At 71.3% G+C, this 23,405-nt stretch carries 24 protein-coding genes and 1 riboswitch; of the genes, 10 read left to right on the forward strand and 14 right to left on the reverse strand.

Annotated features, from left to right (window positions below; all coding sequences use genetic code 11):
* Positions 1–87 precede the first annotated feature (87 nt).
* The 4 genes from ABZT04_RS12725 to ABZT04_RS12740 are packed head-to-tail and all read right to left on the reverse strand — an operon-like array spanning position 88 to position 4,870.
* A complete protein-coding gene (locus ABZT04_RS12725; RefSeq protein ID WP_356056004.1) occupies positions 88–513 on the reverse strand; it encodes a GNAT family N-acetyltransferase in 426 nt (141 codons plus the stop codon).
* A 28-nt stretch (positions 514–541) separates the two neighbouring features.
* Complete coding sequence (locus ABZT04_RS12730) at positions 542–1,417, reverse strand: LLM class F420-dependent oxidoreductase (RefSeq protein WP_356056006.1); 876 nt, start codon at positions 1,415–1,417, stop codon at positions 542–544.
* A gap of 50 nt (positions 1,418–1,467) precedes the next feature.
* Positions 1,468–4,038: an ABC transporter permease gene (locus ABZT04_RS12735; RefSeq protein WP_356056008.1), complete on the reverse strand. Its 2,571-nt coding sequence runs from the start codon at positions 4,036–4,038 to the stop codon at positions 1,468–1,470.
* A gap of 4 nt (positions 4,039–4,042) precedes the next feature.
* Positions 4,043–4,870, reverse strand: coding sequence for an ABC transporter ATP-binding protein (locus ABZT04_RS12740; protein ID WP_356056010.1), 828 nt, complete (start codon positions 4,868–4,870; stop codon positions 4,043–4,045).
* A 209-nt stretch (positions 4,871–5,079) separates the two neighbouring features.
* On the opposite strand from ABZT04_RS12740, the gene ABZT04_RS12745 reads away from it, so the two are divergent.
* Together ABZT04_RS12745 and ABZT04_RS12750 are read left to right on the forward strand one after the other, a co-directional pair.
* Complete coding sequence (locus ABZT04_RS12745; RefSeq protein WP_355904281.1) at positions 5,080–5,319, forward strand: toxin-antitoxin system HicB family antitoxin; 240 nt, start codon at positions 5,080–5,082, stop codon at positions 5,317–5,319.
* A 4-nt stretch (positions 5,320–5,323) separates the two neighbouring features.
* Entirely contained in the window at positions 5,324–5,698 is a 375-nt protein-coding gene (locus tag ABZT04_RS12750; RefSeq protein WP_356056012.1) for a fic family toxin-antitoxin system, toxin component, read from the forward strand.
* 845 nt (positions 5,699–6,543) lie between these two features.
* On the opposite strand, the gene ABZT04_RS12755 is transcribed toward ABZT04_RS12750, so the two are convergent.
* Positions 6,544–7,230, reverse strand: coding sequence for a class I SAM-dependent methyltransferase (locus ABZT04_RS12755; protein WP_356056014.1), 687 nt, complete (start codon positions 7,228–7,230; stop codon positions 6,544–6,546).
* Between the two features lie 94 nt (positions 7,231–7,324).
* Positions 7,325–8,011 carry a triacylglycerol lipase gene (locus tag ABZT04_RS12760; RefSeq protein ID WP_356056016.1) on the reverse strand — a complete coding sequence of 229 codons (687 nt, stop codon included), beginning with the start codon at positions 8,009–8,011 and terminating at the stop codon, positions 7,325–7,327.
* A 126-nt stretch (positions 8,012–8,137) separates the two neighbouring features.
* Here ABZT04_RS12760 and ABZT04_RS12765 point away from each other — a divergent pair, with 126 nt between their 5' ends.
* Positions 8,138–10,567, forward strand: coding sequence for a LuxR C-terminal-related transcriptional regulator (locus ABZT04_RS12765; protein WP_356056018.1), 2,430 nt, complete (start codon positions 8,138–8,140; stop codon positions 10,565–10,567).
* Positions 10,568–11,494: 927 nt separating this feature from the next.
* Here the strand turns inward: ABZT04_RS12765 and bioD are convergent.
* Genes bioD through bioB form a run of 3 tightly spaced genes read right to left on the reverse strand, consistent with a single transcriptional unit; the run spans position 11,495 to position 14,715 of the window.
* Positions 11,495–12,235 carry a dethiobiotin synthase gene (gene bioD, locus ABZT04_RS12770; RefSeq protein WP_356056020.1) on the reverse strand — a complete coding sequence of 247 codons (741 nt, stop codon included), beginning with the start codon at positions 12,233–12,235 and terminating at the stop codon, positions 11,495–11,497.
* 1 nt (position 12,236) lies between these two features.
* A complete protein-coding gene (locus tag ABZT04_RS12775) occupies positions 12,237–13,526 on the reverse strand; it encodes an adenosylmethionine--8-amino-7-oxononanoate transaminase (protein WP_356056022.1) in 1,290 nt (429 codons plus the stop codon).
* Positions 13,519–14,715 (reverse strand): biotin synthase BioB, encoded by a 1,197-nt coding sequence (gene bioB, locus ABZT04_RS12780; RefSeq protein WP_356056024.1) that lies wholly within the window; start codon positions 14,713–14,715, stop codon positions 13,519–13,521. The genes ABZT04_RS12775 and bioB overlap by 8 nt, the downstream gene beginning before the upstream one ends.
* Before the next feature lie 147 nt (positions 14,716–14,862).
* On the opposite strand from bioB, the gene ABZT04_RS12785 reads away from it, so the two are divergent.
* The gene (locus ABZT04_RS12785; protein ID WP_356056026.1) at positions 14,863–15,990 is read left to right on the forward strand and encodes an 8-amino-7-oxononanoate synthase; all 1,128 of its coding nucleotides are present in this window, start codon (positions 14,863–14,865) and stop codon (positions 15,988–15,990) included.
* 41 nt (positions 15,991–16,031) lie between these two features.
* Here the strand turns inward: ABZT04_RS12785 and ABZT04_RS12790 are convergent, their stop codons facing one another.
* Together ABZT04_RS12790 and ABZT04_RS12795 are read right to left on the reverse strand one after the other, a co-directional pair.
* On the reverse strand, positions 16,032–16,256 hold the full coding sequence (locus ABZT04_RS12790) for a DUF397 domain-containing protein (protein ID WP_356056029.1): 225 nt from the start codon (positions 16,254–16,256) through the stop codon (positions 16,032–16,034).
* 9 nt (positions 16,257–16,265) lie between these two features.
* Entirely contained in the window at positions 16,266–17,135 is an 870-nt protein-coding gene (locus tag ABZT04_RS12795) for a helix-turn-helix transcriptional regulator (RefSeq protein ID WP_356056031.1), read from the reverse strand.
* 212 nt (positions 17,136–17,347) lie between these two features.
* Between ABZT04_RS12795 and ABZT04_RS12800 the strand changes: the two genes are divergently transcribed.
* A complete protein-coding gene (locus tag ABZT04_RS12800; RefSeq protein ID WP_356056033.1) occupies positions 17,348–17,806 on the forward strand; it encodes an ATP-binding protein in 459 nt (152 codons plus the stop codon).
* 77 nt (positions 17,807–17,883) lie between these two features.
* Here the strand turns inward: ABZT04_RS12800 and ABZT04_RS12805 are convergent, their stop codons facing one another.
* From ABZT04_RS12805 to ABZT04_RS12815, 3 genes are all read right to left on the reverse strand, one after another.
* Entirely contained in the window at positions 17,884–18,357 is a 474-nt protein-coding gene (locus ABZT04_RS12805; protein ID WP_356056034.1) for a C40 family peptidase, read from the reverse strand.
* A gap of 3 nt (positions 18,358–18,360) precedes the next feature.
* A riboswitch (cyclic di-AMP (ydaO/yuaA leader) is annotated at positions 18,361–18,542 on the reverse strand.
* 340 nt (positions 18,543–18,882) lie between these two features.
* A complete protein-coding gene (locus tag ABZT04_RS12810; RefSeq protein WP_356056036.1) occupies positions 18,883–19,191 on the reverse strand; it encodes a hypothetical protein in 309 nt (102 codons plus the stop codon).
* A 7-nt stretch (positions 19,192–19,198) separates the two neighbouring features.
* Positions 19,199–19,834: an ATP-dependent Clp protease proteolytic subunit gene (locus tag ABZT04_RS12815; RefSeq protein WP_356056037.1), complete on the reverse strand. Its 636-nt coding sequence runs from the start codon at positions 19,832–19,834 to the stop codon at positions 19,199–19,201.
* Positions 19,835–19,918: 84 nt separating this feature from the next.
* Here ABZT04_RS12815 and ABZT04_RS12820 point away from each other — a divergent pair, with 84 nt between their 5' ends.
* The 5 genes from ABZT04_RS12820 to ABZT04_RS12840 all read left to right on the forward strand — a co-directional run bounded on the left by ABZT04_RS12820 (position 19,919) and on the right by ABZT04_RS12840 (position 23,394).
* The gene (locus tag ABZT04_RS12820) at positions 19,919–20,197 is read left to right on the forward strand and encodes a type II toxin-antitoxin system Phd/YefM family antitoxin (protein WP_356056039.1); all 279 of its coding nucleotides are present in this window, start codon (positions 19,919–19,921) and stop codon (positions 20,195–20,197) included.
* A 168-nt stretch (positions 20,198–20,365) separates the two neighbouring features.
* Complete coding sequence (locus tag ABZT04_RS12825; RefSeq protein ID WP_355904330.1) at positions 20,366–20,668, forward strand: urease subunit gamma; 303 nt, start codon at positions 20,366–20,368, stop codon at positions 20,666–20,668.
* A 9-nt stretch (positions 20,669–20,677) separates the two neighbouring features.
* Positions 20,678–20,989 carry an urease subunit beta gene (locus ABZT04_RS12830; protein ID WP_356056041.1) on the forward strand — a complete coding sequence of 104 codons (312 nt, stop codon included), beginning with the start codon at positions 20,678–20,680 and terminating at the stop codon, positions 20,987–20,989.
* Positions 20,982–22,703 (forward strand): urease subunit alpha, encoded by a 1,722-nt coding sequence (locus ABZT04_RS12835; protein ID WP_356056043.1) that lies wholly within the window; start codon positions 20,982–20,984, stop codon positions 22,701–22,703. Before ABZT04_RS12830 ends, ABZT04_RS12835 begins: the two co-directional genes overlap by 8 nt.
* 16 nt (positions 22,704–22,719) lie before the next feature.
* The gene (locus ABZT04_RS12840; protein WP_356056045.1) at positions 22,720–23,394 is read left to right on the forward strand and encodes an urease accessory UreF family protein; all 675 of its coding nucleotides are present in this window, start codon (positions 22,720–22,722) and stop codon (positions 23,392–23,394) included.
* Positions 23,395–23,405 lie beyond the last annotated feature (11 nt).

Below are 23,405 nucleotides of genomic sequence, written 5' to 3' on the forward strand. Positions count from 1 at the left end.
GGCTCGCCCATGGGCGGACGCTCACACCTTTCGAGGAGGTTCTGAAGTTCGGAGTCGTCCGCCAATGGTAAAGGATGAGCAAAACGATCAGATGGTGAGGTGCTTCACCCAGCGCCGCCACTGCTCCTCGGGTGCGTACCCCGCCGCACGCCACGCATGCTGCCCGGTCTCGTTGCGCTCCAGCACCATCGCGTCCCCGCGGCGCCCGCCCAGCGCCACGAACCGCTCCTCGGCCGCCGTCAGCAGCGCTGAGCCGATGCCCTGGCGGCGGTGCTCGGGGTGCACGGCCAGCCGGTACAGGTGGCAGCGCCAGCCGTCGAAGCCGGCGATCACGGACCCGACGAGCCGCCCGTCACGTTCCGCGAGGATCAGCGCGTCCGGATCCCTGTCGATGAGCCGGGCCACGCCGTCCCGGTCGTCGCTGATGCTCGTCCCTTCGGCGGCCTCGCGCCAGAACGCCAGCACGGCGTCGATGTCGGAGCGGGCGGCACTGCGGATATGAAGATCACTCATGGGACGAGCCAAGCAGAGCGAGGGCGGGTCAGGCGAGAGGGTTTCGCCGCAGTTCCTCGACGACCGGTGCGAACGCCTCCATGTACGGCTCCAGCACGGTGAGATAGGAGAACCCGTACCGGTCGCGCAGCGCGCGCAGCTTCGCGGTGATGTGGTCCAGGGTGCCGACCAGCATGGTGGGGAGGTCGAGGACCTGCTCCAGGGTGAGGTCCGGACGGCGGTCCAGCAGCGGCCGGAGCGCGCTCTCGGGGTCGTCGGTCACCGCCACGAGCTGGATCAGCAGGTTCAGTTCGGCGGGCTCCTCGCGGCCTGCCGCGAACTCCCGGTACCGGGCGACCCGTTGGCCGAACGCGACGGCGTCGAGCGGCGCCAGTTTTCCGTCCCTGTCGTCCGGCACCAGCCGCGCGCCCGTGAACGCCGCGATGTCCGCGTGCTCGGCGGTCAGCCGGAGCATCCGGTCGCCGTTGCCGCCGAGCAGCAGCGGCACCCGGGCCCCCGCGGTGTCCCGCAGCCGCTCCAACTCCTCTACCGTGCGCCGCAGATGGTCCACCCGTTCCCCCGGCGAACCGAAGGGCAGCCCGGCGGTGTCGTGCTCCGCCTGTACGTACCCTGTGCCGAGTCCGAGTTCGAGGCGGCCGCCGGTCAGGTCGTTGGTCGTCGTCACCTCACGGGCCAGCAGCGCCGGGTTCCAGAAGCCCGCGTTGAGCACGAACGTGCCCACCCGGGGCCGCTCGGTCGCCTCCGCCGCCGCGACCAGCGCCGGGAACGGCGCGACCAGGCCCAGATGGTCGGGGACCAGGATCACGTCGTAGCCGAGTTCCTCGACCCGTCGGCATCGCGCGCGCCACTCGGGGGCGGGCGCGGACGTGAGCAGACTGGCCCCGAAGCGGAACGGTCGCGGCACGAACTCTCCTCGGTATGAAGGGACTTGAGAACGGCTCCGCTGCGATTCCATCACTCGTGCGCGATCGCCGCCAGCACATTCATGCGGGACGCACGCAACGCGGGCAGCAGTGCCGCGACGATGCCGACCACCGCCGAGCCGATCACCACCGCGACGATGGTGCTCCATGGGACGGCGAGCGCCTTCATGCCCTGGAGCGCCAGCACTTGTTGGGCGCACACGCCCCACACCAGCCCGAGCCCAAGACCCAGCACCGCGCCGAACACCGCGATCACCACCGACTCCAGCCGGATCATCCGCCGCAGTTGGCGCCGGCCGAGCCCGATCGCGCGCAGCAGTCCGATCTCCCGGGTGCGCTCGACGACCGACAGGGCAAGGGTGTTCACCACGCCGAGCACCGCGATGACGATGGCCAGCCCGAGCAGCGCGTACACCAGATACAGCAGTACGGCGATCTGATCGTGGACCAGTTTCTTGTAGTCGGCCTCGTCGCGCACCTGCACCTGCGGATAGGGCTTCAGTGTCGTGTCCAGTGCCTTGCGGAGCTGGTCGGCGCCGGTGCCGGAGGTGGCGTTCACGTACAACGAGGAGTCCTGGCCGTTCGGGACGTACTTCTCGACCGTGGCGATCCCGAAGAACAGCCCGCCCTGCGTGCCGAACCCGCCCGACGACTCCTGGTCGGAGAGCGCGCCCACCGTCAACTGAGTGGTGCGGCCGCCCGGGAACTCGACGGGGAGCACGCTGCCGAGCCGTACGCGGTGGTCCTTGGCGAAGTCGACGTCCATGGCGAGGTGTCCGGCCGCGAGCGCCGAAGTGGTGTTCCCCTGGGCGTACTTGATGTGGGCGACATCGTCGAGCTGGGTGTCGTAACCGGCCGCCGTCGTCTCCACCCGCTTGCCGTCCGGCAGCCGGACCGCGAGCGGCGCGAAGCGGGCTCGTACGACGAGTCCGACGCCGTCGGTGGCGCGCACATGGTCCGTGACCTCCTTGGAGAACGGCAGGAAGTTTCCGTTCTGGATCACGAAGTCGGCGCCCAGGGTCTTGTCGATCTGCTGGTCGAAGGACTTGGACATGGAGGCGCTCGCCACCGACATCCCGCCGACCAGTGCCAGGCCCACCATCAGGGCCGCCGCGGTGGCGCCCGTACGGCGCGGGTTGCGCAGGGCGTTGCGCTGGCTCATCCGGCCGACAGAGCCGAACAGGGCGGGGAAGGCGCCGCCCAGCACCCGGATCATCGGGCGGACCAGGAGCGGGCCCGCGATCACGGTCGCGATCAGGGTCAGGACGATGCCGAGGCCGAGCAGGGAGGCGGACGAGGCGGTCTTCGACGCGGCGGCACAGCCCGCGAGGGCGGCCGCGCCAAGCACCCCGACGACCGACCCCACGACGGCACGCACCCTCAACGGCCGCCCCACACCGGCGACTTCGGCGTCCGCGAGAGCCGCCATCGGCGAGACGACGGCGGCCCGCCGGGCCGGGAGATACGCCGCGACGAAGGTGACGCCCACGCCAACGACATACGCTGCCACCGGAGTTGGCCAACCGACCACCATCTCCGTGGTCTTGAGGTTCATGCCGAAAGCGGTCATCAGCTTGATCAGTCCGGCCGCGAGCCCGATCCCGGCCGCCAGTCCCAGTGTCGAGCCGACCAGGCCGAGCAGCAGCGCCTCGGTGAGCACCGAGCGCCGCACCTGCTTGCGGTCGGCGCCCAGGGCGCGCAACAGGCCCAGTTCGCGGGTGCGTTGGGCGATCAGCATCGAGAACGTGTTGACGATCAGGAAGATACCGACCAGGACCGCGATCCCGGCGAAGCCCAACATCACGTATTTGATGACGTCGAGGAAGCCGCCCAGGTCGGCGGCGGCCGACTTGGCCTGTTCGTCGGCGGTCTTGATGTCGTAGCTGCCGGATCCGCCGATCGCGGCCGTCACCCGCTGCTTGAGTACGGCGTCGCTCACGCCGTTGGCCGCGTCCACCGAGATGCTGGTGGCCCGGTCGGGCGCGCCGAGCAGTTGGTCCTTCGCGGTGGCGGGGTCGAGGAAGACCAGCGCGGCGCCGGGGTTGGTGGTGGTGAAGGTGGCGATGCCGACGATCTCGACCTTGAAGCTGCCGGGCTGCGCCTGCACGGTGAGCGTGTCACCGATCTTCACGTGCTTGTTGTCGGCGGTGTCCGCGTCCAGCAGGGCCTGGTCCGCGCCCTGCGGGGCGTGCCCCGAGGTGAGTTTCACCGGGCTGCGGTCGGTGAGGTACCAGTCGGTGGCGATGGTGGGCGCGCCCGTGGTCGGGCCGACCGACTTGTTCCTGCTGTCGACGACCACGATGTTCTGCACGGAAACGTCGGCGTGGGTCGCGGCGACCCCGGCCACCTTCGCCACCTGCCCGGCGAGCGCGGCGGGCACGGTCTCGGTCGCGCCGGTGGGCACCGAGGACTTGAGGTCCTGCTTCGGCTCGACGGTCACATCGGCGGACGTGGAGGCGAAGAGCCGGTCGAAGGTACGGGTCACCGTGTCGGAGAAGATCAGGCTGCCGGCCACGAACGCCACGGACAGCACGACGGCCAGTGCCGAGAGCAGCAGCCGTCCCTTGTGCGCGAGGAAGCTCCGGAGGGTCGCCTTCAGCACGGCTTCAGTCCTTGTCCCCAGTGTCCTCAGCGGGTGTCGACGGCTCGCCTAGCTGGCCCCTCGCAAGGTCGAACCGCTTCATGCGTTCCAGCACCGCCTCCGCGGTCGGGCGTTCCATCTCGTCCACGATGCGTCCGTCCCCGAGGAAGAGCACCAGGTCGGAGTGGGCGGCGGCGCCCGGGTCGTGGGTGACCATGACCACGGTCTGCCCCAGCTCGTCGACCGCGTCCCGCAGGAAGCCGAGCACTTCCAGACCGGCGCGCGAGTCGAGGTTGCCGGTCGGTTCGTCCGCGAAGATCAGTTCGGGGCGGGAGGCGAGCGCCCGGGCGCAGGCCACCCGCTGCTGCTGGCCCCCGGACAACTGGGACGGCCGGTGCTTGAGGCGGTCCCGCAGCCCGAGCGTGTCGATGACCTGGTCCAGCCACTTCTGGTCCGGCTTCTGGCCGGCGATGTCCATGGGCAGCGTGATGTTCTCGGCCGCGTTGAGGGTGGGGATGAGGTTGAACGACTGGAACATGAACCCGATCCGGTCCCGGCGCAGCCGGGTCAGCTCGCGGTCCTTCAGCCCCGTGATCTCGGTGTCGCCGAGCCACACCTGTCCGGCCGAGACGGTGTCGAGCCCCGCCAGGCAGTGCATCAGCGTGGACTTGCCGGACCCCGAGGGGCCCATGACCGCGGTGAAGCGGCCGCGCGCGATGTCCACGTCCACCGAGTCCAGGGCGAGCACCGTCGTCTCGCCCGAGCCGTACGCCTTGGTCAGTCCGCGGGCGCGGGCCGCGATACGGCCGGCCGAGGCCTGACCCGGAGCGTGCTCCGCAGCAGATGTGGACAAGACAGCCCCCTGGGATTCCTTCGCTCGTTGTCGTTCCGACGCCTTCGTCGGGGGCCGAGCCTAGTGTGACGCGCCGCACACCCGATATCCCCCGTGCGGCCGAGGCGGCCTCCACCCCAGGTCGGTCCCCGGATACCGGTGTAAGGGGCACTCTCCACCCGTCGGAGGATCCCTTGCCAGTGCTAGCGTTCCGGCGCTAGCTTTGAGGTATGGCGAAGACCCAGTTGAACGTACGCGTGGACGAGGGCACCGCCCGCGCGGCCCGTGAGCGTGCCCTGGCGCGGGGCATGAGCGTCAACCGGTACATAGAAGAGCTGGTCAGACAGGACACCGGCCAGGTCGGCCATACGTTCGTCGAAGCCGCGGCCGACTTCATGAAGCAGTACGAGTCTGTTTTCGCCGACGAGTTCGGCGCCGACGGGGAGAGCACCCGCGAAGGTCGCCGCTGATCTCTTGAACAACCTCAGGATCGACCTCGCCTGGCTGCTGATGCTCGCCGAACAGAAGACCCCCGGAGACCCCCAGGTCACCGACTGGGGCGCACTCGTCGCCGCCGTCGCCCGCCACCAGGCCGACATATTCGACGTCCCGGTCTACGACAGCCCGCACGCCCGCGCCGCCGCCTTACTCCAACTCCTCATCCACGTCCCCGCGTTGGAGCGCTCCAACGCCCTCTTCGCCTCCGCGGTCGCCTACGCCTACCTTGTCGCCAGCGGCCTGAAGGTGGTCACCTCACCCGAGCAGGTCCGCGACCTGGCCCGGTTGGTGAAGAGCGGCGAGGCATCGGTCGACGACATCGCGCGTGAGCTGCGGCAGTGGAGTCTGTGATCATTTGTCCATGACGGGGGGCGGGTTGTGCCGAGGACGCGGTAGGCGGTCGGCAGTGTGGGTCCTCTCTGGGGGATCAACACGCGCCGGTAGGGCCCGACTTCGGCCGCAGAGCGCGGTCCAGGCGTGCTGAGCGAAGGCCATCACAGGTGCGCCGCTTCGGCCGTGCGCGGAGAGTCGCAGGATCCCGCCGGGGCGGCGGCGCCCGTCCCAGCTCCGCGAGCGTTCGTGGCGCATCGCATGCGAGCTGTGCCGGTGGAACCTGTGATCACTTGTCCGTGACCGGTCGCCAGGCCGTGTCGAGGACCCGGTGGCCGGTCGGCAGTGTGGGCCTTTCTGGGGGATCAACACGCGCCGGTTGGGCCCGAGTTCGGCAGCGGCCGTTGTGTGGCGGCCGCAGAGCGCGGTCCAGACGTGCTGAGCGAAGGCCATCACAGGTCCGCTGCTTCGGCCGGGCTCGGAGAGTCGCAGGATCCCGCCGGGGCGGCAGCGCCCGTCCCAGCTCCGCGAGCCTTCGTGGCACATCGCACGCGAGCTGCCCCGGTGGAACCTGCGATCACTTGTCCGTGACGGGGCGCCAGGCCGTGCCGAGGACCCGGTAGCCGATCGGCAGTGTGGGTCCTTTCTGGGGGATCAACACGCGCCGGTTGGGCCAGAGTTCGGCAGCGGCCGTTGTGCGGCGGACGCAGAGCGCAGTCCAGGCGCGCTGAGCGAAGGCCATCACAGGTCCGCCGCTTCGGCCGGGCTCGGAGAGTCGCAGGATCCCGCCGGGGCGGCAGCGCCCGTCCCAGCTCCGCGAGCCTTCGTGGCACATCGCACGCGAGCTGCCCCGGTGGAACCTGCGATCACTTGCCCGTGACGGGGCGCCAGGCCGTGCCGAGCACGCAGTACGACGTCGGCAGCGTGGGGCCCTTCTCCGGGATCAACACCCTCCGGTACGGCCCGAGTTCGAACCCAGCGGCGCGTAGCGCGGCGATCGGGTCGCGGGACAGGTGGCAGCCGCCGTTCAGGGGTGGCCAGAGGGTGCGGTCCAGGGCGCGTTGGGTGAAGGTCATCGCGGAGCCGCCGCCCCGGCCGTGCTCGAAGAAGCGCAGGACTCCGCCGGGGCGCAGTACTCGCCGTACCTCGGAGAGCGCTCGTGGGACATCGCGCACGCTGCACAGCACCAGGGAGAGCACGGCCGCGTCGAAGGCCTCGCTCTTGACGGGGAGCTTCTCGGCCGCGCCCGGCACCACGTCGACGGGTACCTCGGAGCGGAGCGCGGACTCCACCGCCAACTGGCGCAGACTCCGCTCGGGCTCGATCGCGACGACTTCCGAGACGGCGCTCGGATAGTGCGCGAAGTTCAGGCCGTTCCCGGCCCCGATCTCGATGACCCGCCCGGTGAGCCCGGCGAGCAGCCGGTCGCGCATTCCGGCCATGCCGAGCCGTGACTCGGCGGTCACACTGAAACGGGCGTAGTAGCGGGCGAACAGCGGGTGGTGGACGGCGTCCCGCGGCACACTGCCGGAGCCTGCGGACCGTAGCGGCATGGCGACCTCCCGGACCGGACCGGACCGAAACCGGTCCCTACCGGGATTGTCCCCCCTGCCGCCCTTGACCACCCCCGCTGCCGCCCCGGGCGGGTCAGGAGAGGAAGTCCCGGACCTGCTCGTAGACGCCGTAGTCGTTGTTCATGTCCTCGTGCGCGATGCACCCGACGTCGACATTGGTCGCGCCGCTCAGCTCCGCCGAGGTGTCCGGGTCGATCGCCGCGTCGCAGTCCGACCAGTAGGCCGCGTACGCCACGCCGCCCGGCGTCTCGTCGCCCGAGTTGAGCGCCGTGAGGAACGAACTCCCCGTCTGCATCTCCTTGCAGGACGTGTACAGCCACCCGCACAGGGAGGCGATGGAGGTGCCGTGGTTGACCCCGGCGACGGAAACGAAGTGGTCCACGTACGACGTGCCGCTCAGGTTCTTGAGGAAGTAGCGGGAGCTGAGCGAGCCCATGGAGTGCCCGACGATGTCGACCTTCGACGCACCGGTCTGCGCGAGCACGCTCTTCACCTCGGTGGCGAGCTGCGAGGCGGTGGTGACATTCGACTGCGTCCAGTCGTACGACCATGCGAACAGCTCGGACGAGGTGTAGCCGTCGGCCTTGAAGTCCGCGACCCAGTCGTTCCACGTGCTCGACGAACTGCTCAGCCCGTGCACGAACACGATCGGATCGTGGCTCGCGGCGTGGGCGGGTGTAGAGGCCAGGGAGAGTGACAGAAGGAGCGAGGTGGTCACGGCCGACAGGGCCGTGGCGATGCGACGCTTGTGGCGCTGCATGATGCCTCCTGATACGGGTGGGGTTGTCAGGAGTGTCAGCGGGGTCTACGCGCGCCGCATCGGCGAAATCGCCGGTCTTTACGGGTGAATTAACTCGCCAGTAACGTCAGTTGTGTGGTGACACCAGTGAACCCCCCACCTCTGGACCGCACTTCGCCACCGTCGCACCCCGACACAGGGCGAACCCTCCAACCAGCGCTCCCCGAAGGCGTCCGCATCCGGGCACTGCGCGCGGCCTACGGCGACCCGCGCGCCGCCGCCGAACTCCTTCCGCGCCTGACCCCACGCCAGGCCGCGGGTCACGACCCCCTCCCGACCGAACCGACCTCCCTGGCACCGGAGTTGCTGAGCCGGCACCGCCGGGAGATCCGGGCCCTGCCCGACGCCACCCGGCTGCTCCTGCTGCTCGCGGCGGCGGACCAGTACCCGGTCCCCACCCATGCCTTCCTGCGCGCCGTCGCCGCGGGCCGGCTCGACACCCGGCCCCTGGAGGCCGTCGAGGCGACCGGTCTCGCGCACGCGACAGCGGGCGGAGTCGTCTTCCGCGACGCGTGGACGCGGATCGCCGCCTACGAGACCGGCTCCCCGGCCGACCGGCGGGACGTCCACCGGCTGCTGGCACGGGTGTTGCGCGCCGAGGGCGAGACGCCCAGGCGCTCGTGGCACCGGGGCGCGGGCGCGCTCGGCCCCAGCGTGCGGCTCACCGCGGAACTCCGCACGGCCGCGCAGCAGGCCCGCGACGCCGGTGAACACGCCCTCGCCTGCGCCCTGGTGGAACGCGCCGCCGCCCTCTGCCGCGACCCCCGTGAACAGTCCCGCCTCCTCAACCGCGCCGCCGGCGACGCCTGGCAGTCCGGCGAGGGCGACCGGGCCCGAAGACTCGCCGCCGCGACCGACAGCGACGCGTTGAACGGAGTCTTCGCGCTGCGGGCCGGCAACGCGGCGGAGGCGTTCGACGCGCTGCTGATCGCGGTGGCGCGGCGGGCGCCGGAGGAATCCGGCGCCGAACCGGGACCGACGCCCTGGTCGACCGCGCCCCGTCGATCGCCCGCGACACCTCTATCGGCTGACTCGCCGCGATCGGCTGACGCGCCGCGATCGCCCGCGACACCTCGATCGGCTGCGGCACCTCTATCGGCTGACGCGCCGCGATCGGTCGAAGTGCCGCGATCGGTCGAAGTGCCGAGACCGGCTGAACGATCGCCGTCGGCCGAGGCACCCCGCATACCGGCGGCAGCCCGAACTCCCGCCTCCGAACACGCCGTTCACCTCCTCGCCCGCGCCACCGAGGCCGCCATCTACACCGGAGATCTGAGACGGTGCCGGGAGGCGGCGGCCGTCGCCTCCCGGCTCGGGATCGTGCCGCACGGGACGCTCGCGGGACTGGCCGCCGCCTTCGAGGGGCGGTACGAGGACGCGCGGGATCTGCTCAAGGCGGCAGCCGGTCGGTGCGGCCCCGGCGGCGACCCCACCCTCCTCATCCACGCCGGGATCGCCGCGCTGATGCTCGGCGACCACACCCGCGCCACCACCGCCACCGTGCGAGCGGCGGCCTCGGCACGGGCCCGGGGCACCACCGTCGTCGTGGCGCAGGCGATGGAGTTCCGGGCCTACGCCGAGTTCTGGACCGGGCACCCGAAGGCCGCCGAGACGGCCACGGCCGACGCCCTGTGGCAGGCCCACGCCACCGGCCAGGACAACGGCGCCTGCCATCTGCAGGCCGCTCTCGCCATGTTCGCGGCCCTCACCGGCGACGGCGACCTCTGCCGGGAACGGGCCGGCGCCACCCGCGCGTACGCCCTCGGCCACGGCCTGGGACTGCCCGCCGCGCTCGCCCAGTGGGCGCTGGCCTACCTCGACCTCAGCAGCGGCCGGTTCGCCGCCGCCGCGGCCCGGCTGCGCGCGCTCGCCGGGTTCGGCCCGGGCCACGGCCACCGGGCGATCCGCCACCTGGCGACCCCGCACTACGTCGAGGCCGCCGCGCGCAGCGGTGACACCCGGATCGCCCGCGCCGCACACGCCGACTACGACCGCTGGGCACGGGCCGTCCGCAGCCCCGACGACCTCGCCCTCAGCGCCCGCTGCCGGGCCCTCCTCGCCCCCGGTGACGAAGCTGTCGAGCACTACCGCCACGCACTCGACCTGCACGCGCGCGGCACCCGCGACTTCGAACGGGCCCGCACCGAGCTGCTGTTCGGCGGCGCTCTGCGCCGACTGCGCCGCCGCACGGAGGCCCGCGACCGGCTGCACACCTCACTGGAGGCCTTCGAGTCCTTCGGCGCCCCGCACTGCGCCGCCCAGGCCCGCGCCGAACTCCGCGCCCTCGGCACACCGGTGGGCGCGACCGCCCTGCCCACACCTGCCGCCCGCCTGACGGCCCAGCAGTTGATGGTCGCCCGCATGGCCGCCGACGGCGCCACCAACCGCGAGATCGCCGTCCGGCTCGCCCTCAGCCCGCGCACGATCGACCACCATCTCCGGGGAGTCTTCAGCCGGTTGGGCATCCGGTCGCGGATCGAACTGGTTCGGCTGCTAGCGGAGGGAGAGGCGTCGTAGCGCGCCCCACATGCGATGCGAGGTGGGGGGCGCGTCTGCCGGGGAGGCCCTGCGGACGGCTCGTCGGAGGGTCGATTCCGGCGAAGCGGAGTCCGCTGAGCCGCGCCGCTGTCCCGTGAAGGCGTCGCATGTGGTGCGGGGCGGGGCGTGCCTGCGGGGGACGCCCTGTCGATTGCTCGCCGGGGGGCCGATTCCGCCGATGCGGAGTCTGCTGAGCCGCACCGCCGTCCTGGGGAGGCGGCGCATGTAATGCGATGCGGGGGCGCGCCTGCCGGGGAGGCCCTGTCGATTGCTCGCCGCAGGGCCGAGAGCCGCCGAAGGGGGGTCTGCTGTGCCGCGCCGCTGTCCTGGGAGGGTGCCGTATGTGGTGCGGGGCGGGGCTAGCCTGCGGGGGGACGCGCTGTGGGCCGCCCGCCGGAGGGCCGGCAGTCTGCTATGCCGCGCCGCTGTCCTGGGAGGGTGCCGCATGTGGTGCGGGGCGGGGTGTGCCTGCGGGGGGACGCGCTGTGGGCCGCCCGCCGGAGGGCCGGCAGTCTGCTATGCCGCGCCGCTGTCCTCGGAGGGTGCCGTATGTGATGCGGGGCGGGGCTAGCCTGCGGGGGGACCCCCTGTGGGCCGCTCGCCGGAGGGCCGATTCCGCCGATGCGGAGTCTGCTCAGCCGCGCCGCTGTCCCGTGAAGGCGCCGTATGCGATCCGAGGCGGGGCGCGCCTGCCGGGGAGGCCCGCGGACGGCTCGCTGTAGGGCCGGCAGTCCGCCGATGCGGAGTCTGCTCAGCCGCGCCGCCGTCCCGTGAAGGCGCCGCATGCGATCCGAGGCGGGGCGCGCCTGGCGGGGACGCTCCGCGGACCGCTCGCCGCAGGGCGGCCACCCGTCGAAGAGGCACGCCCGCCGCCATAGGGTGGGCAGTCCGCCGCAGCGGAGTCCTCTAAGCCGCGCCGCCCTCGCGGGAAGGTGCCGCCTCCCGCCTCCGGAACCCCTCCGCGTCCCACGTCCCGTCCAGCCGCGCCGCCAGCCAACTCGGCGCCGCAGCACGGAAGTCGGCCGGTGCGTAGGAGCCCGCGCCCTCCGGGAGTGCGCCGAGCAGGGGTGCTCCGGCCACCTCCGGCAGGTCGGCCACATTGCAACGCGACGCGAGATCGGGTGCGGTGGGCCAACTGCCGATCACCACACCCAGCAAGTCGAGGCCCTGGGAACGGAGTTCACGGGCCGTCAGTTCCGTCGTGTTCAGGGTGCCCAGACCCGCCGACGCCACGACCAGGACCGGCGCCCCCAGCAACCGTGCCGCGTCCGCCAGTGTGCCGCCCTCCGCGTCGAACCGTACGAGCAGCCCGCCCGCGCCCTCGACCAGCACCAGATCGTGCTCGGTGGCCAACTTCTGTGCCGCTTCCGCCACTTCGTGGGGGCGGACCGGAGCCATACCGGCCCGGCGTGCCGCCGTGCCGGGTGCCAACGGCTCGGGGTACCGGGCGAGTTCGGTCGCCGTCACGGCGCCCGCGAGCCGGGCGACCTCGTCGGCGTCCCCGCGCTCGTCGGGCCGTAGACCCGTCTGGGCGGGCTTCAGGACTGCCACCGTGCGGCCTGTCGCGAGGGCCGTGGCGGCCACCGCTGCCGTGGTGATCGTCTTGCCGATCTCCGTGCCCGTGCCCGTGATCACCAGTACCGGCATGTCATCCCTCCCGTGCCGCCGCGCACACCGCGCGGGCGATCCGAGCCAGGTCGGCGTCGCCCGTGACATACGGCGGCATCGTGTAGACGAGGTCGCGGAACGGCCGTAGCCACACGCCCTCTCGGACGGCCGCGTCCGTGGCGGCCTTCATGTCGACGTCGTGGTCGAGCTGGACCACGCCGATGGCGCCGAGGACGCGGACGTCCCGGACGCCGGGGATCTCCGACGCCGGGGCCAGCCCTTCCCGTAGGCCGGCCTCGATGCGCTTGACCTCCGCCAACCAGTCCTGGTTCAGGAGCAGTTCGAGCGAGGCGCAGGCCACGGCCGCCGCCAGGGGATTGCCCATGAACGTCGGGCCGTGGGCCAGCACCGGCACCTCGCCGCGCGAGATGCCCTCGGCCACGCGGGACGTGCACAGCGTCGCCGCCATCGTCATGTAGCCGCCGGTCAGCGCCTTGCCCACGCACATCACGTCCGGGGTGACGGCCGCGTGGTCCGCCGCGAACAGCGCGCCCGTACGGCCGAAACCGGTGGCGATCTCGTCGAACACCAGCAGCACGTCGTGTGCGTCGCACGCCTCGCGCAGCACCCGCAGATAGGCGGGGGAGTGGAACCGCATCCCGCCCGCGCCCTGCACCACCGGTTCCACGATCACCGCGGCCAGTTCGTGCGCGTGCCGCTCGATCGCCGCGCGCAGTTCGTCGGCGTACGACTCCTCGTACTCGGCCGGAGGCGCGTCCACGAACACCTGCCGGGGCAGCACCCCCGACCACAGCTCGTGCATCCCGCCCTCGGGGTCGCACACCGACATCGGCTGCCAGGTGTCCCCGTGATAGCCGCCGCGCCAGGTCAGCAGACGCTGCTTGGCCGGGCGGCCGAGGGAGCGCCAGTACTGCAGGCACATCTTCACCGCGACCTCGACCGACACCGAGCCCGAGTCGGCCAGGAACACATGCTCCAGGCCCTCGGGGGACATATCGACAAGGAGCTTCGCCAGCCGTACGGCAGGCTCGTGGGTGAGCCCGCCGAACATCACATGGCTCATCCGTCCGAGCTGCTCGCGCGCGGCCTCGTTGAGCACGGGGTGGTTGTAGCCGTGGATCGCCGACCACCAGGACGACATCCCGTCGACCAGCTCGCCCGAGCCGTCCGCGAGCCGCAGCCGCACCCCGCTCGCCGATGCGACGACGAGCGGTTCGACGCGGCCGGGCATCGGGCCGTAGGGATGCCAGACGTGTCGCCGGTCCAGTTCCAACAGCTCCGGGACGGGCAGGGTGGTCCGGTCAGGCATTGGGCGCGAGATCCGTTCCGGCACCTCGACGGCGTACGGAGACCAGGTCCCGGCGGACCTCGTCGACCTGCGGCGCGGGAGCCGAGCCACAGACGCCTGCGCCCTCGTGCGAACCGCACCCGGCACCCTCGTGCGACCCGCAGCCCGCACCGGCTTCCGCGTGCGAGCCGCAACCGCCCACCGTCGCCCGGTGCTGCGGCAGCGTGACCTCGCCCGCGCCCTCCACCTCGAAGCCCGCGTCCGCGATCATCTCCAGGTCGGTGTGGCCGGCCTGGCCCTCGCTGGTGAGGTAGTCGCCGAGGAAGATGGAGTTGGCGAGGTTCAGGGCGAGGGGCTGCATCGTGCGCAGGTGGACCTCACGGCCGCCCGCGATGCGCACCTCGACGTCCGGGCACACGAACCGCACCATCGCGAGGATGCGCAGACACCGCTGCGGGGTTAGGTGCCACTCGGCGGCGAGCGGGGTGCCCTCCATCGGGATCAGGAAGTTCACCGGGACGGAGTCGGGGTCCAGCTCGCGCAGCGAGAAGACGACGTCGACCAGGTCCTCGTCGGTCTCGCCCATGCCGGCGATCAGACCGGAGCAGGCGGACAGCCCCGCCGCGTGCGCCTTCTGCACGGTGTCGACGCGGTCGGCGTACGTGTGGGTGGTCGTGATGTCCCCGTACGTCCCCTCGGACGTGTTGAGGTTGTGGTTGTAGGCGTCCGCGCCGGCCTCGCGCAGCCGGTCGGCCTGGCCGTCGGAGAGCAGACCGAGGCAGGCGCACACCTCGACGCCCTCGTTCTGGTCCTTGATCGCCTTGATGGTGCCCGCGACCCGGTCCACGTCCCGGTCGGTCGGACCCCGGCCGGAGGCCACCAGGCAGACCCGCTTGGCGCCGCCCGCCACGCCGGCCGCCGCCGCCTTCGAGGCATCGTCAGGTTTCAGCCAGGTGTACTTCAGGATGTCGGCCTTGGAGCCGAGCCGCTGCGAGCAGTACGAGCAGTCCTCGGGGCACAGGCCGGACTTCAGGTTGACGAGGTAGTTGAGCTTCACCCGTCGGCCGAACCAGTGCCGGCGCACCTTTCCGGCCGCGGCCACGACGTCCAGCAGGTCGTCGTCGGAGGTCGAGAGGACGGCGAGAGCTTCCGCGCGGGTCGGCAGCTCGCGCCGAAGCCCCTTGTCCACGAGCGTGTTCAGCAGGTCCATGAGGCCCGATCCTGTCCTACGGGACCGCCCTCGGCCAAGGAGAGATCGGACAAGACACAGGGTTGGGTGTGTGGGTATTGCCACATCCTGGGCGGCGGGTCGTCCGATTAGTGTCTGTGCACTGCCTACAAAAGCCCCGGAGGAACCATGGCGTTCGGCTGGATCGACGAGCAGGCGGAGCAGCGCCGCCGCGCCGGGCTCGTACGGACCCTGCGGCCGCGTCCCGCCGACTCGCCGCTGCTCGATCTCGCGAGCAACGACTACCTGGGTCTGGCCCACCATCCCGAGGTCGTCGAGGGGGCCGCGGCGGCAGCCCGGACCTGGGGCGGCGGGTCCACCGGGTCGCGGCTCGTCACGGGGACGACCGAGCTGCACGCCCGACTGGAGCGTGAACTGGCCGAGTTCTGCGGGTTCGAGGCGGCCCTCGTCTTCTCCTCCGGCTACGCGGCCAACCTCGCCGCGGTCACCACGCTCGCGCCGCACGGCTCGCTGATCGTCTCCGACGCGGGCAACCACGCCTCCCTGATCGACGGCTGCCGACTGGCCCGGGGCGCCACCCAGGTCGTAGGACACGCGGATCCGGAGGGGGTGCGCAAGGCGCTGCGGACGCATGACGGGCAGGCCGTCGTGGTGTCCGACTCGGTGTTCTCGGTGGACGGGGACGCGGCGCCGGTCGCCGCGCTCGCCGAGGCGTGCCGGGAGCGCGGGGCCGGGCTGCTGCTGGACGACGCGCACGGGCTCGGGGTGCTGGGCGAGGGCGGGCGCGGGGCGCCGTACGCGGTGGGGCTCGCGGGGGCCGAGGACGTGGTCGTTACCGTCACACTGTCCAAGTCGCTCGGGAGCCAGGGCGGGGCTGTGCTCGGTCCGGCCCGGGTGATCGACCATCTGGTCAACGCGGCACGGACGTTCATCTTCGACACCGGCCTCGCCCCGGCGGCGGCCGGCGCCGCACTGGCGGCCCTCACCCTGCTGCGGCGCGAGCCCGAGCGGGCCGCGCGCGCTCGGGCCGTGGCGGGCGAACTGCACGCACGCCTGACCGCCGCGGGTCTGGAAGCGGTGCGTCCGGACGCCGCGGTGGTCTCCGTGCGGGCACCGTCCCCGGAGGCGGCCGTCCGCTGGGCGGCCGACTGCCGTACGGCAGGGCTGGCCGTGGGCTGCTTCCGTCCTCCTTCCGTGCCCGACGGCATCTCACGGCTCAGGCTGACCGCCCGAGCGAACCTCTCCGGGGCCGAGATCGAACGCGCTGTACGTGTGATCGGCGAGACGCGACCATGAGTCGGCGTGACACGGCCGTGTGTCGCTGACGGGGGAACAGATCAGTGGAACGTGGTGAGGAAGCCCGTCCAGCTCTCGGGGGAGAAGAGCAGGGCGGGTCCTTGCGGGTCCTTCGAGTCGCGTACGGCGAGCAGCCCCGTGGCGGGGCCTGAGCGCGGACGGGCCGCCTCGACGCAGTTGTTCGCTCCCGTGCTGTAGCTGCTGCGCAGCCACCGCACACCGGACAGTTCGGTACTGGAAGGTACGTTCCGAGGCAGTGCAGACATGGTGCCTCCTTACGAGCCGTCACCTATCCCGGCGATGTGATCCAACGAATCCTCGGGCGAAAGTGCGTGGAACTGAAGGGTGTTGAAGGCCTCGCTGTAGGCCTCTAGGTCTTCTTTCCGTTCGAGGTAGAGGCTACTCGTCAAGTGGTCGAGAACAACCACGTCCAGATCAGAAGTGCTCGGAAAGGAGAAGATAACGAAAGGGCCGGTGATGCCGATGTGTGCTCCTGCGGCGAACGGCAGTACCTGAAGCCTGACTTGGGGCAGTCGCGCGGCCTCCACGAGCCGGTCGAGCTGCCGCGCCATCACGCCTGGTCCGCCGACCTCCCGCCGCAGTACCGCCTCGTCGAGGACCACGCTCAGCGACAGCGGCGGATCAGCGCGCAGCACGTCCTGCCGGGCCAGCCGAACCCGCACCAGCGTGTCGAGCCGGTCGGCCCCGTCGTTGTCGAGGCCGCCCACCGCGGCCCGGGTCACCGCGCGGGCGTACTCGGGCGTCTGCAGCAAACCGGGGACCACCGACGTCTCCAGGTTGCGGATCGTGCTGGCCTGTGACTCCAGACTGATGAAGTCCCGGTAGGCGGGCGGCAGTACGCCGCGATAGGCGTGCCACCAGTGGTGTCGGCCGCCGTTGTCGTCCGAGCCCGCGAGCACGAGCAGCATGTCCCGAAGCTGGGCGTCACTCACCTGATAGGCATCGAGAAGTAACCGGACGTCAGGCGGTTTCACGCCACTCGCGCCGGTCTCGATCCGGCTCACCTTCGACTGGTGCCAGCCGACCAGTCGGGCTGCCTCCCCACTGGTGAGCCCCGCTTCCGCACGCAACGCGCGGAGTTCGGCGCCCAGTTTGCGGCGGCGCACCGCGGGACCGTACTGCATGGGTTTCTCCTTACTCCTTCCGAGCCGCCCAAATACGGTCTGAGGTCGCAGAGTTCACCGCTTCGAGCGACAGATATATGCATATCTTGGTGGATCGGCACCGTTACCGCCGAGGTAATGGCAGTCTGGCGAAGAAGCACCAGTCCGGGACCGTACTCGAACCATCCGCTCCGTGTCGGACACCGGTCCCGCGGGAAAGGGACGACCGCGCCATGGCAGACCATCTGGAAGCATCCGTCACTCTGCCGAGCGATCCCGCCTCGGTCTCCACCGCCCGCACCTACGTGGTCGGGACCCTCGCGGAATGGGGACTGCCGGCGGACACGGAGGTCGCCGACACCATCCGCCTCATCGTCTCCGAACTCGCCACCAACGCCGTACAGCACACCCTCGGACAGTCACCCACCTTCACGGTGGACATCCAGTTGGAGCGTGACGAACACCTGCGCATCGGCGTCACCGACAGCCACCCCCGCTTCCCCAAACGACTGCCGGCCGCCGTCCAGCAGGACAACGGCCGGGGGATGGTCATCATCCGCTGGCTGACCGCGGAGTGCGGCGGCAAACTCAAGGTCAGGCCCACCAGGGAGGGCGGCAAGACGGTCTCCGTCGAGGTGCCCTGGACGGTCCCGGCCCGACCGGTGACCGCAGCGGGCCAGCAGGAGCCGTAGGCCCTGTCGGCCTGGCGCACCCGAGGGGGTGGCGGCCCGTCAGGTGGCCGCCACCCCCTCGGGAGGCTCAGCGAGGGTCAGCTGACCCGGCCGTACCAGACGCTCTTGGTCCAGATCTTCTGCAAGCGCACCACGTCCCCGGTCTTGGGGGCGTGCCAGATCTTTCCCTTCCCGGCGTAGATGCCGACGTGGTAGACGCTGGAACCCGAGTGGAAGAACACCAGGTCCCCGGCCTTGCGGCCCTTGGCCGAGACGTGGTGGGTCTTGTTGTACTGCTGGGCCGCCGTACGGGGCAGCTTCTTGCCCGCCTTCTTGTACGAGTAGAGCGTCAGCCCGGAGCAGTCGAAGCGGCTCGGTCCGGTGGCGCCGTACCGGTAGGGGGAGCCCTTCTTGGAGGCGGCCACCTGGAGTGCCTTCGTCGCTGGTGTCGCGGCCGCGGCGTCGGATGCGACGCCCGGGATCACGACGGAGCCGCCCACGGCGGCGATGGCGAAGGCCGAGGCCGTACCGGCCCGGACCATCAGCGACGGGACACGATTGAGCGCAGTCATGCGCAACCCTTCGTCAGCCGCCTGTGAAGGATGACCTGTCGGATTCGGGCTGGCGAAGTTGCCCGGCCGCACACTCGCGGCTTCACCCCAAGGGCTGCTCGACCCGGTCATGGCGTGACCGTCCCGGCGACCCGTCGTGCTTGGGTCCTCCACTCCTGCCGATGCAATCCTGTCGACCTGTCATCCGGGCGGCGGCAGGACTCGGCGTCCGCCCGGATCGCCCCGCCGCTGCGGCGGGGTCTTGTCGTCAGACAGGGATCTTGACCCATGGATGTCCGAAAATCCCAACGGAACCGGGGATTTGTGGGGTTACTCACCACTCACCCGTTCGGGTGGACACCCCAATGTTCGAAGAGGTGTCGAGGGGCGCGCACCCCTCGGACCAGCACCGGAGCACTTCATCCGGCCCCCGGTCTACGCCAGTTGCGCAAGCCCGGGGGCCTCACGGACGGAGGAGTGGCTACTCCGATCGGGGGTAAGCCGTTCGGCCCGTTTCACCCGCGCCCGCGAGGACTCCGCATGCCCTCAACTGTCGGAGGGTGCGGGGATGGTGACGCGAGCCGTGCGGCGCTCCCCGTCCAGCACGCGCAGCGCCCGCGCGAGGGTGGGCGCGTGCAGCTCGGTCTCGCCCCGCTGGTGCATCAGCGCCAGCGCGTCCCGCAGCTCGGCCGCCTTGGCCACCAGCGCCTGAGCGGCCCTCAGACCACGGTAGGTGTCTCCGTGATGCGCGGGGTTGATACGGCCCAGCAGGTCGGCCACATCGAGATAACGGTCAATCAACTCGCCCTCGGCACGCGTCAGTGCGGGCAGCGGTGGAAGCTCCGGCGGCAGCATCGCGGGCTCACTCCCCGCCCGGCTCGGTGAGCGAGCTCCTGCGGCTGGGCACGATCCGGTCCACCAGGCCGTATTCCAGGGCCTGTTGGGCGTCCAGGATGCGGTCCCGCTCGATGTCCGCGCTCACCTGCTCCACCGTCCGGCCCGTGTGACGCGCCAGCAGCTCCTCCAGTCGGGACCGGGTGCGCGCCAACTCCTGTGCCTGGATGGCGAGATCACTCGCCTGACCGTGGACCGGCTCGGGCAGCGAGGGCTGGTGGATCACCATCCGCGCGCCCGGCAGCGCGGACCGCTTGCCCGGCGTGCCCGCCGCCAGCAGCACCGCGGCGGACGAGCCGGCCTGGCCCAGGCAGATCGTCTCCACGTCACAACTGACGTACTGGAGCGTGTCGTAGATCGCCGACATCGCGGTGAACGAGCCGCCGGGCGAGTTGATGTACAGCGAGATGTCCCGGTCCGGCGCCTGGTGTTCGAGGTGCATGAACTGGGCCATCACATCGTTCGCCGAGATGTCGTCGATCGGCGTCCCGAGGAAGACGATCCGCTCCTCCAGCAACTTCGAGTACGGGTCGAGGGTCCGGTGCCCGGCGCTGGTGCGCTCGGTGAACTCGGGCAGGACATGGCGGGCGGACGGTCGGGTCATGGCGTAGCCCCTCTCCGGCCGGGCTCTCTGCGAAAACCGGCTCTGTACAAAATGTACAGGACGTATGGAACGTATGATGGGCTCATGGCCTACGAGATTCCGGTGACGCAAGCCAGGGCTGAGCTCGCCGACCTGATCAACCGGGTGGTGTACGGCGCCGAGCGCGTCGTCGTGACACGGCACGGGAAGCCGCTCGTCGCCCTGGTCTCCGCCGCCGACCTGGAGCGACTGGAGGCGCTGGACCGGTCCGGCGAGGAGCGGGTGGTCAGTGCCGTCTCCGCCGTGCGCGAGGTCGCGTCCGCTCCCCGCGAACACCAGCGGTTCGGTATCGCGGCCGAACACCGTGGGTCGAACCCCTCCTAGCGAGGGCGCTCTCTACGGGCGTAGATCCGATTGCCCTGATCACGGCTCGGTTAACTTGCTTGAAACCCGGTCCAACTAGCCTGCCGATCCACGCCACCAGGGACTTTGCCCCGGGGCTGCGGCAGCCGGACCCCGCACGGTCCGGAGCGAGGACTGTGAGGTGGGAGCGTGCAACTGACCCCGCACGAGCAAGAGAGGCTGCTGATCCATGTGGCGGCCGACGTGGCAGAGAAGCGCCGGGCCCGTGGTCTCAAGCTGAACCACCCCGAGGCGGTCGCCCTCATCACGTCGCACATCCTCGAAGGCGCCCGTGACGGCCGCAGCGTCGCCGAACTGATGGCCTCCGGGCGCACGCTGCTCACCAGGGACGACGTCATGGAAGGCATCCCCGAGATGATCCACGACGTCCAGGTCGAGGCGACCTTCCCGGACGGCACCAAGCTCGTCACCGTCCACGACCCGATCGTCTGAGGTGCCTCGATGATTCCCGGCGAGATCCTGTTCGCGGACGACCCGATCGTCTACAACGCGGGCCGCGAGGTCACACGGATGACCGTCCTCAACGCCGCCGACCGGCCCGTCCAGGTCGGCTCCCACTACCACTTCGCCGAGGCCAACCCCGGGCTCGAATTCGACCGTGCCGCCGCGCGCGGCAAGCGACTCAACGTCGCCGCCGGTACGGCCGTGCGCTTCGAGCCGGGGATCCCCGTCGACGTCGAACTCGTCCCGCTCGCCGGCGCCCGTGTCGTGCCCGGACTGCGTGGGGAGACCGGAGGTGCCCTCGATGCCTGAGATCTCCCGTGCCGCGTACGCGGACCTGTTCGGGCCGACCACCGGCGACCGGATCCGGCTCGCCGACACCGATCTGCTGATCGAGATCGAGGAGGACCGCTCCGGAGGCCCCGGACTCGCCGGTGACGAGGCCGTCTTCGGCGGCGGCAAGGTCATCCGCGAGTCGATGGGCCAGGCACGTGCCACGCGTGCGGAGGGCACCCCCGACACCGTCGTCACGGGTGCCGTGATCGTCGACCACTGGGGCATCGTCAAGGCCGACGTGGGCATCCGCGACGGCCGGATCACCGGGATCGGCAAGGCCGGCAACCCCGACACCATGGACGGCGTCCACCCCGACCTGGTGATCGGCCCCGAGACCGAGGTCATCGCGGGCAACGGACGCATCCTCACGGCCGGTGCGGTCGACGCGCACGTGCACTTCATCTGCCCGCAGATCGCCGACGAGGCCCTGTCCGCCGGCGTCACCACCCTGGTCGGCGGCGGCACCGGCCCCGCCGAGGGCTCCAAGGCGACGACCGTGACGCCCGGCCCCTGGCATCTGGCCAGGATGATAGCGGCGATGGAGCAGTACCCGCTCAACATCGGCTTCCTCGGCAAGGGCAACACCGTCTCGCACGACGCGATGATGTCCCAGATCCGCGGCGGCGCCCTCGGCCTCAAGCTGCACGAGGACTGGGGCTCGACCCCGGCCGTCATCGACGCCTCGCTCACCGTGGCCGACCGCACGGGCGTCCAAGTCGCCATCCACACCGACACGTTGAACGAAGCGGGGTTCGTCGGTGACACCCTCGCCGCCATCGCCGGACGCGGCATCCACGCGTACCACACCGAGGGCGCGGGCGGCGGGCACGCGCCGGACATCATGACGGTGGTCTCCGAGCCGCACGTGCTGCCCAGCTCCACCAACCCGACCCGCCCCTACACCGTCAACACCGCCGAGGAACACCTCGACATGCTGATGGTCTGCCACCACCTCAACCCGGCGGTGCCCGAGGACCTGGCCTTCGCCGAGTCCCGCATCCGGCCCTCCACGATCGGCGCGGAGGACATCCTCCACGACCTCGGCGCCATCTCGATCATCTCCTCCGACGCGCAGGCGATGGGCCGCGTCGGCGAGGTCGTCCTGCGGACCTGGCAGACGGCCCATGTGATGAAGCGACGGCGCGGAGCGCTGCCCGGCGACGGGCGGGCCGACAACCGCCGTGTCCGGCGCTACATCGCCAAGTACACGATCAACCCCGCTCTCGCCCAGGGCCTCGCCCGCGAGATCGGCTCCGTCGAGACCGGCAAGCTCGCCGACCTCGTGCTGTGGGAACCGGCGTTCTTCGGCGTCAAGCCGCACCTCGTCCTCAAGGGCGGCCAGATCGCCTACGCGCAGATGGGCGACGCCAACGCGTCCATCCCGACACCCCAACCGATCCTGCCCCGGCCGATGTTCGGCGCGATCGGACGGGCCCCGGCCGCCAACTCGTTCAACTTCGTCGCACCGCTGGCGATCGAGGACGGACTGCCCGAACGGCTCGACCTCGGCAAGAAGTTCGTCGCCATCGAGTCCACCCGCGGGGTCACCAAGGCCGACATGCGGGAGAACGACGCCCGCCCCCGCGTCCAGGTCGACCCCGACAGCTTCGCCGTGCACATCGACGGGGAACTCGTCGAGGCGACTCCGGCCGCCGAACTGCCCATGGCCCAGCGGTACTTCCTCTTCTGATGGCCAGGGGAATCTGATGTCCAGGGGCGCACTGCTGATCCTCGCCGACGGCCGCTTTCCCGCCGGTGGACACGCCCACTCCGGCGGGGCCGAAGCGGCCGTCAAGGCAGGGCGGGTCACCGGGGCGGCGAGCCTCGGCGACTTCTGCCGGGGACGGCTGAACACGGCCGGGCTGGTGTCCGCCGCGCTGGCGGCGGCGGCCGTACTCGGCGTCGACCCGGTCGAGTTGGACCGGGCGGCGGACGCCCGGACGCCGTCGCCCGCGCTGCGGGTGGCCGCACGGAAACTTGGCCGGCAGTTGACGCGGGCCGCCAGGGCGACCTGGCCGTCCGTCGAACTAGACGCCCTGGCACGGGAGTTCCCCAAGGGCGCGCATCAGCCGGTGGTGCTGGGCCTGGTGGCCCGGGCGGCCGGTCTCGGCCCCGAGGACGCGGCGTACTGCGCGGCCTACGAGAGCGTGAGCGGACCGGCCTCCGCGACCGTACGGCTGCTCAGCCTCGATCCCTTCGACGCCACGGCCGTACTGGCCGGGCTGGCACCGGAGGTGGACCTCGTCGCCGACCGGGCGGTGGACGCGGCCCGGCGGGCGGTCACGGGCGGGATCGACGAACTGCCCCGCGCCGCCGCGCCGTTGCTGGAGATCGGGGCGGAGGCGCACGCGGCCTGGCCGGTGCGCCTGTTCGCCTCCTGAAGCACCGTAGA

The sequence above is a fragment of the Streptomyces sp. NPDC005492 genome (genome assembly GCF_040605995.1).
GTDB lineage: Bacteria > Actinomycetota > Actinomycetes > Streptomycetales > Streptomycetaceae > Streptomyces.